The 12,249-nt window shown below is 67.8% G+C and carries 12 protein-coding genes; 3 read left to right on the top strand and 9 right to left on the bottom strand.

Going from position 1 to position 12,249, the window contains the following annotated elements; genetic code table 11:
- Nucleotides 1–1,116 (bottom strand): PA0069 family radical SAM protein, encoded by a 1,116-nt coding sequence (locus tag SPK54_RS06745; protein ID WP_330947154.1) that lies wholly within the window; start codon nucleotides 1,114–1,116, stop codon nucleotides 1–3.
- 52 nt (nucleotides 1,117–1,168) lie between these two features.
- Here SPK54_RS06745 and cls point away from each other — a divergent pair, with 52 nt between their 5' ends.
- Genes cls through SPK54_RS06730 form a run of 3 tightly spaced genes read left to right on the top strand, consistent with a single transcriptional unit; the run spans nucleotide 1,169 to nucleotide 3,713 of the window.
- The gene (gene cls / locus SPK54_RS06740; RefSeq protein WP_330947153.1) at nucleotides 1,169–2,608 is read left to right on the top strand and encodes a cardiolipin synthase; all 1,440 of its coding nucleotides are present in this window, start codon (nucleotides 1,169–1,171) and stop codon (nucleotides 2,606–2,608) included.
- A 50-nt stretch (nucleotides 2,609–2,658) separates the two neighbouring features.
- On the top strand, nucleotides 2,659–2,916 hold the full coding sequence (locus tag SPK54_RS06735) for a hypothetical protein (protein WP_330947152.1): 258 nt from the start codon (nucleotides 2,659–2,661) through the stop codon (nucleotides 2,914–2,916).
- Nucleotides 2,913–3,713, top strand: a complete 801-nt coding sequence (locus SPK54_RS06730) for a pyridoxine 5'-phosphate synthase (RefSeq protein ID WP_330947151.1) — start codon at nucleotides 2,913–2,915, stop codon at nucleotides 3,711–3,713. Before SPK54_RS06735 ends, SPK54_RS06730 begins: the two co-directional genes overlap by 4 nt.
- Nucleotides 3,714–3,805: 92 nt before the next feature.
- Here SPK54_RS06730 and SPK54_RS06725 read toward each other — a convergent pair whose 3' ends face one another.
- The 8 genes from SPK54_RS06725 to recF form a co-directional block, all read right to left on the bottom strand.
- Nucleotides 3,806–4,216, bottom strand: a complete 411-nt coding sequence (locus SPK54_RS06725) for a biopolymer transporter ExbD (RefSeq protein ID WP_190279735.1) — start codon at nucleotides 4,214–4,216, stop codon at nucleotides 3,806–3,808.
- Between the two features lie 12 nt (nucleotides 4,217–4,228).
- Entirely contained in the window at nucleotides 4,229–4,660 is a 432-nt protein-coding gene (locus tag SPK54_RS06720; RefSeq protein ID WP_330947150.1) for a biopolymer transporter ExbD, read from the bottom strand.
- A 36-nt stretch (nucleotides 4,661–4,696) separates the two neighbouring features.
- On the bottom strand, nucleotides 4,697–5,455 hold the full coding sequence (locus SPK54_RS06715; protein WP_330947149.1) for a MotA/TolQ/ExbB proton channel family protein: 759 nt from the start codon (nucleotides 5,453–5,455) through the stop codon (nucleotides 4,697–4,699).
- A gap of 80 nt (nucleotides 5,456–5,535) precedes the next feature.
- On the bottom strand, nucleotides 5,536–6,204 hold the full coding sequence (locus SPK54_RS06710; protein WP_330947148.1) for an energy transducer TonB: 669 nt from the start codon (nucleotides 6,202–6,204) through the stop codon (nucleotides 5,536–5,538).
- Between the two features lie 153 nt (nucleotides 6,205–6,357).
- Nucleotides 6,358–7,482, bottom strand: a complete 1,125-nt coding sequence (locus tag SPK54_RS06705; protein ID WP_330947147.1) for a hypothetical protein — start codon at nucleotides 7,480–7,482, stop codon at nucleotides 6,358–6,360.
- A gap of 98 nt (nucleotides 7,483–7,580) precedes the next feature.
- Entirely contained in the window at nucleotides 7,581–8,393 is an 813-nt protein-coding gene (locus SPK54_RS06700) for a M48 family metallopeptidase (protein WP_330947146.1), read from the bottom strand.
- Nucleotides 8,394–8,465: 72 nt separating this feature from the next.
- The gene (gene gyrB / locus SPK54_RS06695) at nucleotides 8,466–10,931 is read right to left on the bottom strand and encodes a DNA topoisomerase (ATP-hydrolyzing) subunit B (protein WP_330947145.1); all 2,466 of its coding nucleotides are present in this window, start codon (nucleotides 10,929–10,931) and stop codon (nucleotides 8,466–8,468) included.
- A gap of 157 nt (nucleotides 10,932–11,088) precedes the next feature.
- Nucleotides 11,089–12,177, bottom strand: a complete 1,089-nt coding sequence (recF, locus tag SPK54_RS06690) for a DNA replication/repair protein RecF (protein WP_330947144.1) — start codon at nucleotides 12,175–12,177, stop codon at nucleotides 11,089–11,091.
- Nucleotides 12,178–12,249: the final 72 nt, after the last annotated feature.

The raw sequence follows: 12,249 nt of genomic DNA, 5'->3' as shown, positions 1-12,249 counted from the left end.
TCAGAACAGCTCGCCCTGTCGCGACGGCTTTCGCGGCGGAACGAACAGGTCCGTGCGCAGCGGCGGCAGCGCCCCGAAGCCCAGCCGCTTGCGCGTCTTCGCGAAGCGCATCGCCACCAGGTCGGCGAACGGGCCCTGGCCGCGCATGCGTGTCCCGAACGCGCTGTCGTAGTCCTTGCCGCCGCGCATCTGGCGGACCAGGCTCATCACGTGCGCGGCCCGGTCCGGATAGTGCAGCTGCAGCCACTCGCGCCAGATTTCCTTCAGCTCGTGCGGCAAGCGCAGCAGCACATAGCCGGCGGACTGCGCACCGGCCTCGCGCGCGGCCTCGAGGATGCGTTCCAGGTATTCGTCGGTGATCGCCGGAATCACCGGCGCCACCAGCACACCCGCCGGCACGCCCGCCCCGCGCAGCGCGGCGACCAGCTTCAGCCGCGTATGCGGCGCGGCGGCGCGTGGTTCGAGCTTGGCCGACAGCGCGTTGTCGAGGGTGGTGATCGACACGTGCACGTTCACCAGTCCGTGCGTGGCCAGTTCCGCCAGCAGGTCCAGGTCGCGCAGCAGCGCGCTGCCCTTGGTGACGATGCTGAGCGGATGGCGCGCCTGCAGCAGCACCTCCAGGCAGGCGCGGCTGATGCCATGCGCCCGCTCCAGCGGTTGCCAGCCATCGGTGTTGATGCCCAGCGCGATGGGCGCAGGCACGTAGCCGGGCCTGGCCAGCTCGTCGCGCAGCAGTTCCGCGGCATTCGCCTTGGCAAACAACCTGGTTTCGAAGTCCAGCCCCGGCGACAGGTCGAGGTAGGCGTGCGAGGGCCGGGCGAAACAGTACACGCAGCCGTGTTCACACCCGCGGTACGGATTGACCGACTGCGAGAAGCCGACGTCGGGCGAGCTGTTGCGGCTGATGATGCTGCGCGCGCGCTCGCTGGTGATCTGGGTGCGCAACGCGGGCGCCTCCTCCAGCGCCTCGTAGACGGAACCCCAGCCGTCGTCGTCGTAACGCAACGCGCGCTTCTCGAAACGGCCCGCGGGCGCCGAGGCCGCGCCGCGTCCCCGGCGTGGCGCCATCGCGCGGCGGGCGTCGTCGTCGGGATGGGGGGCGGGTGAAATCTCCATCCGCTCAGCCTAACCTGTGGCGGTCGCATCCCCCGCGACACAGGAGAACGCCGTGGCCGCACTGATCGACGCCTGGGATGCGTTGTGGGCGATCCCCCACATCCGCGCCTGGCTGACCGCGGGCTGGGCACTGTACCTGCTCTGGCTTGGCGGTTGGATCGTGCTGCAGAAGCGCGAGCCGGTGGCGACCCTGAGCTGGCTGATCAGCCTGGCGGCGCTGCCCTACATCGGCTTCGCGATCTACTACATCCTCGGCCCTCAACGGATCATCCGCCACCGCGCCCGCCGCAAGCGCCACCACGCCGCCCTGCCGGCGGATGCCGAAGGCCCCGGCGACGAAAGCTTGGAGCTGCGTGCGCTGGCGCATGCCACCAGCGGGCTTGCGCCCAGCACCGCGCGCGACGTGCGCCTGCTGGTCGACGGCGGCAGCAAGTATCCCGCGCTGCTGGAGGCCATCGCCCATGCGCGCGACCACGTCCATCTGGAGTACTACATCTACAACCCGGACCGCACCGGCACGGCGCTGCGCGATGCGCTGGTCGCGCGTGCGCGCGCCGGCGTCAAGGTGCGTCTGCTGGTCGATGCGGTCGGTTCCATGCAGTGCGGCCAGCGCTTCTTCGACCCGCTGGTTCAGGCCGGCGGCGAACTGGCCTGGTTCCATCCGGCGCGGCTGTCGGTGCCATGGAAGCGGCCGTGGCTGAACCTGCGCACGCACCGCAAGATCGTGGTGGTCGACGGCCGGGTGGGCTTCCTTGGCGGCATCAACATCACCGACGAGGAAGACGAACGCCTGCGCGACGATGCCTACCGCGACCTGCACCTGCGCGTCGAAGGCGACATCGTGCGCTCGCTGCAGGAGGTGTTCGTCGAGGACTGGGCCTATGCCACCGAGCGCAAGGACTTCATCGGCGACGTGGTGCGCGCCATGCCGACCCCGCAACCCGGCCCGATCCACGCCCAGCTGCTGGTTTCTGGCCCGGATTCACCCTGGGAGGCGATCCACCGCACCTACGTCAGCGCCATCCACGCGGCGACCCGGCGGATCTGGCTGACCACGCCGTACTTCGTTCCCGGCGAAGCGGCGATGATGGCGCTGACCTCCGCCGCGCTGGCCGGGCTGGACGTGCGCCTGCTGCTGCCCAAGATGAGCGACAGCCGGCTGGTCACCTGGTGCGTGCGCTCCTATTACGACGACCTGCTTGCGGCCGGGGTGAAGATCTACGAATACGGACCGCGCATGCTGCACAGCAAGTCGTTGCTGGTGGACGACCGCCTGGTGATCATCGGCAGCGCCAACTTCGACCATCGCAGCTTCCGCCTCAACTTCGAGTCGTCGCTGCTGATCGATGATGGCGAAGTTGCCGGCGAGCTGGCCCAACTGGTCGAACGCGAGTTCGCATCGGCCCCGCGGGTGCGCCCGGATCGACCGCGACCGCTGCTCACGGCGCGCCTGCCGGAGGCGCTGGCCCGGCTGACCGCCCCGCTGCTGTAGGGGGCCCGCGCGGCGTAAACTGGCGCGCGTACCCACCCGGAGCCGCATGCATGCACTGGCTGTTCCTGCTCCTCGCCGTCGCGGCGATGGCGCTTGCCTTCCTGACCACCTCGATGGCGGTGCTGGCGGGCTGCCTGATCGCCGCGCTGGTGCTGTTCGTCGCCTGGGTGTTCGGGCTGTACCAAGCGCGGGTTGCCGGCAGCGATCGCGATGCCACCCAGATGATCGACCCGGCCGAACTGCGGCGGCTGCGCGAACTGGCCGAAGCGCGCAAGCAGGAGCGCGATGCCGCCGGTGGCGCGTCGTGACCGCGCTCAGCGTCAACCTCAACAAGATCGCGGTGCTGCGCAACTCGCGCGGGGGCAGCGAGCCCGACGTCCTTGCTGCCGGCGTGGCCTGCATCGATGCGGGCGCCCATGGCTTGACCGTGCATCCACGCCCCGATGCACGGCACATCCGCAGCGCGGACGTGCATGCGCTGGGCGCGCTGTGCGCCACCCGCGGCGTCGAGTTCAATGTCGAAGGCAACCCATTCGCTCCGCCGCGCTCCGGCTACCCCGGCCTGCTGGCCCTGTGTGAAGCCGTGCGTCCGGCGCAGGTCACCCTTGTGCCGGACAGCGACGGCCAGCTGACGTCCGACCACGGCTTCGATTTCGCCCGCGATGGCGCCGCACTGCACCCGCTGGTGGCCGCGTTCAAGGCACTGGGCTGCCGGGTCAGCGTGTTCGTCGATGTCGGCGATCCCACGGTGGCGCAGGCGGCCGTCGTGGGTGCGGACCGGGTGGAGCTTTACACCGGTCCCTATGCCGAGGCTTTTGCCGCAGGCAATCCCGACGCAGCGCTGCGGGCCGCCGCCGGCACCGCGCGCCTGGCCCAATCGGCGGGCCTCCAAGTCAATGCCGGCCACGACCTCAATCAGGCCAATCTTGGCCCGTTCCTGGCGGCGGTGCCGCAGGTCCGCGAGGTCTCCATCGGCCATGCGCTGATCGGCGAGGCGCTGTACGCCGGCCTGGATGCCACCGTGCGCGCCTATCGCCGGATCGTGGACGCCGCGACCGCGGCCCGGAGTGCGGATCCCGGTTGCGCAGGGTCGTCGCGCGGCTGACTTGGGCCACGCCACGCCACGCACAAAAAAACGCCGCCCAAGGGCGGCGTTTCGTCATCCACGACGTGCTCCGGAAGCCGGAGCCTGAATGCTTACTTCTGGACGAACCCGATCTTGATCATGTCGGCGTTCTTTGCGGCCGCCAGCACCTGCGCCAGCACGCCGTATTCCGCCGATTCGTTGGTGTCGATCTGCAGCTCCGGCTGGTTGGTCGGATCGCGGGCGACTTCTTCGTCCATCATCCGCTCCAGCGCCGAAACGGCGACCGGCGAGTTGTTCCAGTAGATCTGGCCCGAGGCGTCGATCCGGAGTTCAATCGGATCCGGCGGCTCCTTCGGGTTTTCCGGTGGCTTGTCCGTCTTCTGCGGCAGATCCACGTCCACCGGCACCGACTGGATCGGCATGGTCACCATGAAGATGATCAGCAGCACGAGCATCACGTCGATCAACGGGGTGACGTTGATGTCCGCCATGGCACCTGCGCTGGCTTTGGCAAAGGCCATCGTGCGTTCTCCTTACTGCCCTTTCTTCGGCGGCGTGGTGACGAAGCCGACCTTGGCCATGCCCTGCGCCTGCGCGACCTTCACGACTTCGTTGATCAGCCGGTACGGGGTGGTTTTGTCGCCACGGATCTGCACCGGCGGCTGCGGGGTCTTCTGGGCCTCGACCGACAGGCGGCTTTCGATCGCCTGCCGGGTCGCCGGCTCATCGTTGAGGAAGAGCTCGCCCGCCTCGGTCACCGTGATGGTCACCGGTGGAATCTGCTGCTTCTTCTCTTCCTTCTTCTCGACCACCGCCTGCGGCAGCTGCACCTTGACCTTGTGGTTCATCAGCGGCGTGGTGATCATGAAGATGATCAGCAGCACCAACATCACGTCCACCAGGGGCGTGACGTTGATTTCGGCCATCGGCGCGCCGTCTTCCTTGTTACCGACACTTGCTCCCATGGTCAGGGGCCTCCGTCAGGTTCCAGTGGCCAACGATCAGCGCTTGCCGGCCGCGTCGCCGACGCGAGCGCCGGTGGCGAAGAAGTCATGCAGGTCGTGCGCGAAGGTGTCGAACTGGTTGTTGGTGATGCGGTTCGAGCGCACGAAGGCGTTGTAAGCCAGCAGCGCCGGAATCGCGACGAACAGGCCCAGCGCGGTCATGATCAGCGCCTCGCCCACCGGGCCGGCGACCGCCGAGATCGATGCATCGCCCGACGAGCCGATCTTGATCAGCGCGTGGTAGATGCCCCACACGGTGCCGAGCAGGCCGACGAACGGGGCCGACGAACCGGTGGTGGCAAGCACGGTCAGGCCGGCTTCCAGGCTCAGCGACTCGCGGGTCACGGCCTGGCGCAGGGCGCGATCGACGAACTCGGAGCGGTTCAGCGACTCGGCCAGCTTGGAACCGTCGTGGCGCTGGTGGTGCGCGGCGGCCTGGGCGGCGTCCAGTGCGATCTTGGAGAACGGCTCGGACTTCGGCTGTTCTTCCATGTAGCGGATCGCGTCCTGGGCGTTGGTGGTTTCCCAGAACGTGGCGACCACGCGTTCGGCACGGCCACGCAGGCGCATGTTCTTGATGAAGTTGATGATGATCCAGTACCAGGACATCACGGACATGATGCTCAAGGTCAGGAACACGATCCAGCCGACAATGTCGAAGTTCTGGATGAGGTGGTCAAAGCCCATCGCCTGCAGAGCGGCGGCGTTGTTGCCTCCGGCGGCGGCAGGTGCGGCGGCAGCAGTTTCTTGCAACATACGCTTACCCTTGGATGTCGTGGATGAAGTTGTTCAAAGAGGTGACGCTTTGCGGTGGAACGGGTGGTGCGGAACAGCGGTTACATCTTGAATTCGACTGGCACCCGGACGCGACTGGCGACCTTCTGGCCGTTCTTCACTTCCGGGTTGAAGCGCCAGCGCTTGGCCGCGGTGATCGCGGCGCGATCGAGGTTGCGGTTGCCGCTGGACTTCTCCACCTCGACGTCTAGCACGCCGCCGCTGGCGTCGATGCTCACGATCAGGATGGTGGTGCCCTGGATGCCGCGCCGCATTTCTTCCGGCGGGTATTTCGGCGGGTTCATGGCTCGCGAGGAAGGGTCGACGCTGGAGCCGATGTCCGGTACCGAGGCCGGCGGCGACGGCGGCGACGGCGGCGGTGCTGCCACGTCGACGGCACGCGATTCGCTCAGCACCACCGGCGGATCTTCCGGCGGCGGCTGCACCGGGCTCGGGCGCGGCGGCGACAGCGTCTTCGGCGGCGTTGTCAGCGGCTTGGGCTGTTCCGGCGGCGGCGGCGGCGGCGGCGGCGGTGGCGGCGGCGGCTCGATGAAGGTGACGCTCACCACATCGTCCTTGTCCACCTCCTGGGCAGGCGGGGACAGCGGCGCCAGCAGCAGCAGCAAGGCCGCGGCATGCAGAGCGATGGCGAAACTGAAGCCGGCGATGCGCGGCCAGCTCACGCCATCGCGGTTGTCATTCTTCTCGATGTGGGCGAGATCTTCCGTCATGCGCACGGCTCTGGTGTGGAGGGCCCCGGCCGTCACGGCTTGGGCGGATTACGGTGCAGCCTGATGGCCGCAGGAATCCCGTAGTTTATACCAGTAGACCCGGCTTGTTCCAAGCCTTGCCTGTGGTGTAGGTCAAAAACTGCGCTGTGCGTCTCAACGCGCGAGGATGCGGTTGGCTTCTTCCGGCTTCTTGATGCCTTTCTCGAGCGCCTGCTTGGCCGCGGCTTTCGCTTCCGCCTTGCGATCCGCGTAATCCAGCACCTTGGCGAGGTTGAGGTAGGCCTCACCATCCGCCGCAAGCGGCGCGGCCAGCTTGTACAGCTCGATCGCCAGCGGGATCTTGTCGTCCATGTAGGCGTTCTGGGCGAGGATCTGGTAATCGCGGGCCAGGTCCGCATCCTGCTGCAGGATGCCCTTGGCCACGCCGTCGTCGATGACCTTCTTGGCGTCGTCCCAGCGCTGGGCGTTCATGTAACCGATGTACAGCGCGCGCAGTTCGCGCTTTTCGGTGAGCATGCCCCGCTTGTAGGCGCTCTCCAGCAGGACGTTGGCTTCGTCGAATTTGTCGCCGTTCTGCAAGGCGGCGACCGCGTTCATCAGCAGGCGCTTGTCGTTCGGGTTCTTGGCGACCAGATCCTTGTAGATCGCGGCGGCCTCGTCGTGCCGGTCGAGGTTGGCCAGCACGCCGGCGCGGAATGCCAGGTGCTCCGGCTTGTCGGACTTGCTCTCCGCCAGGAAGCGATCCATGGTTTTCAGCGACTCGGCGTACTGCTCGTTGCTGAACTGGATGATGGCAAGGTTGTACATCGTCGAGAAATGGCCATCGTTGTCCATGCCATTGGCCTCGACCGCCTTGGCGAAGAACTCGCCGGCCTTGGCCTGGTCGTCCATGTTGGCGGCGGCATTGCCTGCCATCGAATAGGCGAAGGACTTCTCGTAGGCGTTCGCGGTCGGCATGGCCGCCAGCTCTTCGGCCTTGGCGATCACCCCCGCCCAATCATCCTTCTCGTACCGCGACTGCAGCTCCTGCAGGTGCTTCATCAGCTTCGGCGATGCCTTGGCCTCCGGCGCCTGGCGGGTGGCGTTGGGGTACAGCGCGGGCTTGGCTTCTTCCTGCTTTTGCTGACCCTGACCAAGCTCGGCGCGACGGCGCGCGCGCTCCTCCTGCTTGCTCATCGTCTGCGATTGCGGTCCGGCGTGGACGACGGGCGCAAGCACCAGCATGCCAAGGGCGGCGGAAAGGGCGACAGTGAGCGGGCGGCGGTAGGACTTCGACATGGGGGCATTCCTCGATGGCAAGGTGCCGCGACAGGCGCGGCCAAGGGCGAAAACGTAGCAGAAACCGGGGGCGCCGACCTGTGCCGGAATGCACCAGGTCAGCGACAGCGGGGAGTGTGCCCGCTGCTGCGCGCCGCCTGCATGACCGGCGTCAACCCGGCTGCGCGCGCCTGCAGCTCGCGCAGCCGGGAGGCGGGATCCGGGTGGGTGGAAAGCCATTGCGGCGGTCGCGAACCGCCGGCGGAGGCCATGTTGCGCCACAGCTGGACGGCGGCCTCCGGATCGAAACCGGCCTTTGCCATCAGTTCCTGGCCCACGACATCCGCCTCGGACTCCTGGACCCGCGAATTCGGCAGCAGGAACGCCCCCTGCAACAGCGCACCGCCCAGCTGGCCGGTGGTCTGCTGGGCACCCTCGCCGTAGCGCGAGCCGGCCAGCGCGCCGGCCACGCCCAACCCGGTCTGGGCATAGACCTGGCGGGTGATGCGCTCGTCATGGTGGCGTGCTGTCACGTGGCCGATTTCATGGGCGATCACCGCCGCCAGCTGGTCCTGGGTGGTGGCGACCTTGAAGATGCCTGTGTAGACGCCGATCTTGCCGCCGGGCAGGGCCCAGGCGTTGGCTTCGCTGTTGTCGAACAGCGCGTACTCCCAGCGCACGCCGTTCCAGGGCGCCGGCAGCTGCGCGGTGATCGCGCGCACGACGCAGCCCACGTAGGCGTTCTGGGACGCGTCGCGGCTCAGCGGCGTAGAGGCCTTGGCCTGATCGAAGGCCTGCAGTCCGAGCTGGTCCAGCTGCGCCTGCGAGACGGCCCCCACGTACTGGGTGCGCCCGGTCGGCGAGGTGGTGGTGGCGCAGGCCGCCAGCGCCAGCGCGGCGGCGACACCCAATGCGAGAGCCTTGGCGTTCATGTCGGTCTCCGGTCCTGATGCGGTACGCCGTTGTAGGCCGCAAGGCCTGAACGCGGCGTCAAACCGGCGATATCAGACGTCCAGGTTGGCCACCTTGAGCGCGTTGTCCTCGATGAACTCCCGGCGCGGCTCCACCACGTCGCCCATCAGGGTGCTGAAGATGGTGTCCGCGGCCACCGCATCCTCCAGCTTGACCTGCAGCAGGCGGCGGGTGTCCGGGTTCACGGTGGTGTCCCACAGCTGTTCCGGGTTCATCTCGCCCAGGCCCTTGAAGCGCTGGATCTGGCGGCCCTTCTTCGCCTCCTCCAGCAGCCAGGCCTGCGCATCTGCAAAACGCTCGATCGCCTGGGACTTGCTACCGCGGACGATCCGCGCGCCGTCGCGCACCAGCCCGTGCAGCTTGGCGGCGGCTTCGCGCAGCGGGCGCAACTCGCCGTGTTCGAACAGCGACTGCGGCAGCACCTGGGTCAATTCCTCGCCCATGTGGCTGCGGGTGGCGAGCAGCGCTGCCGGCCGGCCTTCCTCCGCAGCCTGCCAGCGCAGACTGTAGCGAGGCTTGCCGAGGCCGCTCTGGTTGAGGCGGCCTGCCAGCGACTCCAGCGCCGCCGACAGGTCGCCCTGCGCGGCGACCGAGGCGGCATCCAGCGGCACGAAGTCGATCAGCGCTTCCAGCACGCCCGGGTCGAACCGGTGGGCATTGCGTGCGATGGCCTCCCTCGCCCGCGCGTAGGCGAGCAGCAGTCCTTCCAGCGCAGCGCCTTCGATCGCCGGCTCGGACTCCGCCGGCACCAGCCCGGCGCCCTCCACCGCGCTACCGGCGAGGTAGGCGTCGAGGGCGGCGTCATCCTTCAGGTACAGCTCGTTCTTGCCCTGCTTGATCTTGTACAGCGGCGGCAGGCCGATGTAGATGTGGCCGCGGTCGATCAGCTCCGGCATCTGCCGGTAGAAGAAAGTCAGCAGCAGGGTGCGGATGTGGCTGCCGTCCACGTCGGCGTCGGTCATGATGATGACGCGGTGGTAGCGCAGCTTGTCCGGGTTGTATTCGTCCTTGCCGATGCCGGTGCCCAGCGCGGTGATCAGGGTGCCGACATCGGCCGAGGCCAGCATGCGGTCGAAGCGCGCGCGCTCGACGTTGAGGATCTTGCCGCGCAGCGGCAGCACCGCCTGGGTCTTGCGGTTGCGGCCCTGCTTGGCGCTGCCGCCGGCCGAGTCACCCTCGACGATGAACAGCTCCGACAGCGCCGGATCCTTCTCCGAACAGTCGGCCAGTTTGCCGGGCAGGCCGGCGATGTCCAGCGCGCCCTTGCGGCGGGTCAGGTCGCGCGCCTTGCGCGCCGCCTCGCGGGCGCGGGCGGCGTCGACGATCTTGCCGGCGATGGCCTTGGCCTCGTGCGGATGCTCCTGCAGGAACTCCTCCAGGCGCGCGGCGAACGTACTGTCCACGACCGGTCTCACGTCAGATGAGACGAGCTTCTCCTTGGTCTGGCTGGAGAAGCTGGGGTCCGGCACCTTCACCGACAGCACCGCGATCATGCCCTCGCGCATGTCGTCGCCGGACAGCGCCACCTTGGCCTGCTTGGCGATGCCGCTCTGCTCGATGTAGTTGGTCAGGGTGCGGGTCAGCGCCGAGCGGAACCCCTGCAGATGGGTACCGCCGTCCTTCTGGGGGATGTTGTTGGTGAAGCAGAACATCGTCTCCTGGTAGGCGTCGGTCCACTGCAGGGCGACTTCCACGACGATGCCGTTCTGCTCGCCACTCACCGAAATCACGTTCGGATGCAGCGGGGTCTTCAGCTGGGCCAGGTGCTCGACGAAGCTCTTGATGCCGCCTTCGTACTGGAATACATCGCGACGGCCTTCCTCGCGCTCGTCGACCAGGGTGATCTTGACCCCGGAGTTGAGGAAGCTGAGCTCGCGCAGGCGACGCGCCAGGATCTCGTAGTGGAATTCGGTGTCGCTGAAGGTTTCCTCCGAGGGCCAGAACCGCAACACGGTGCCGCCGCGACGGTCCCCTTGGTCGCCCATCCGCTTGAGCGGATACACGGGCTCGCCGTGCGCGTATTCCTGCTGGTGGTGGCCGCCATCGCGCCAGATGTCTAGGGTCAGCTTGCTGGACAGCGCATTGACCACCGACACACCCACGCCGTGGAGGCCACCTGACACCTTGTAGCTGTTGTCGTCGAACTTGCCGCCCGCGTGCAGCACGGTGAGGATCACCTCCGCCGCCGACACGCCCTCTTCCTTGTGGATATCCACCGGGATGCCGCGACCATTGTCCGACACGCTGACCGAGCCGTCGGCATGGATGGTGACGATGATGTCGTCGGCATGGCCCGCCAGCGCCTCGTCCACCGAGTTGTCCACCACCTCGAACACCATGTGGTGCAGGCCGGTGCCGTCATGGACGTCGCCGATGTACATGCCGGGGCGCTTGCGCACCGCTTCCAGCCCGCGCAGGACGGTGATCTTGCTGGAATCGTAGGAGGTATTCGGGGTGGCTTCGGGCGTGGCGCCCGGGGTCTGTTCGTTCTGCGACATCGACGCGTTCGACTCCCGTGACGTATCCAGGGATACGCCAAGACACATTAGCTATAGGAATGCGCAGTATAGCCGACCGGGGCGTGCAGCCCGGATATGCCCGGGGTGCCTGCGCTTCCGGTGCGATTGGCATGGCCAGCAGGGCACACTTGGGCCCTCATTCCCCGGGTCCACGGATGCGGCCATGTTCCACGTGGAACATCGCAACATCAATGTCGCCTGCAGCCAGCCCGGCCGGGGCCTCCGTTCCCGTGATCAATACCTGCGCGCCGCTGGCTGCAAGGACATCGAGCACGCGGCGCTGATGGTGGCGATCCAGCTCGGAGCCCAGATCGTCCAGCTGCAGCGCCGGCCAGTGGCCCTGCGCCGCAGCCAGATGCCCCGCCTGCCCCAGCAGCAGGGCCAGCGCCAACTGCTTGGTCTGGCCACGGGACAACCCCTCGCGCCCCGGCAGATCGCGCAGGGAAACCCGCAGATCCGCGCGATGCGGTCCCTGCGACGTATATCCCAGGGTGACGTCGCGCTCGCGCCCGAGCAGCAATGCATCTGCGAGGGCGAGCTCCTGCCGCCTCCATCCCGGGTGCAGCGTCAGCACCACGTCGCCTGCTGCCGGCAGGAGATCCGGCAGCAGCCGGGACAGCGCAGGTTGCAGCGCGGCCACGTAGTCCTCCCGCAACTGGGTCAGCTGCTCCCCGGACTGGGCCAGCTCATGCTCCCACGCCTCCAGCTGCGCCGAAGGGTGGCCGGGCTGGCGCAGCAGCGCATTGCGCTGCTTGAGTGCGCGCGCGTACCGCCGCCACTGCGGCATGAACCCCTGTTCCACGTGGAACAGTCCCCAGTCGAGAAAACGCCTGCGCACCTCGCTGCTTCCGTCCACCAGCGCGTGGCTGCCCGGCTCGAAGGTGATCACCGCCAGCGCCGCGCACAGCTGTCCCAGCTGGCGCACGTCCTCGCCATCCAACCTGGCTTCCCAACTGCCACCGGCGTGGCGCAGCCCGGCTCGGTGCATGCGCGCGCCGGCCTCCCACTCCACGTAGGCGCTCAGGGCGGATTCCCCCTGGCGGATCAGGCCATCGCGAACACGTCCACGGAAGCTTCGGCCATGGGCCAGCAGATGCAGCGCCTCAAGCACGCTGGTCTTGCCGCTGCCGTTGTCCCCGGTCAGCAGGTTGAAACCGGGACGCAGGGCGATCTCCGCCGCATCGAAGCGGCGAAAGGCCTGCAGGCGGAGCCGCTGGATCAACATCGATTCACCCGCGCCCGGCAAGGCCCATAACGGCGACGCCCGGACAAGGCCGGGCGTCGGAGGGCGGAATGT

It is taken from the genome of Thermomonas sp. LB-4 (assembly GCF_036409385.1).
In the GTDB taxonomy this organism is placed as follows: Bacteria; Pseudomonadota; Gammaproteobacteria; order Xanthomonadales; family Xanthomonadaceae; genus Thermomonas.
This window is presented reverse-complemented; position numbering and strand designations above follow the sequence as displayed.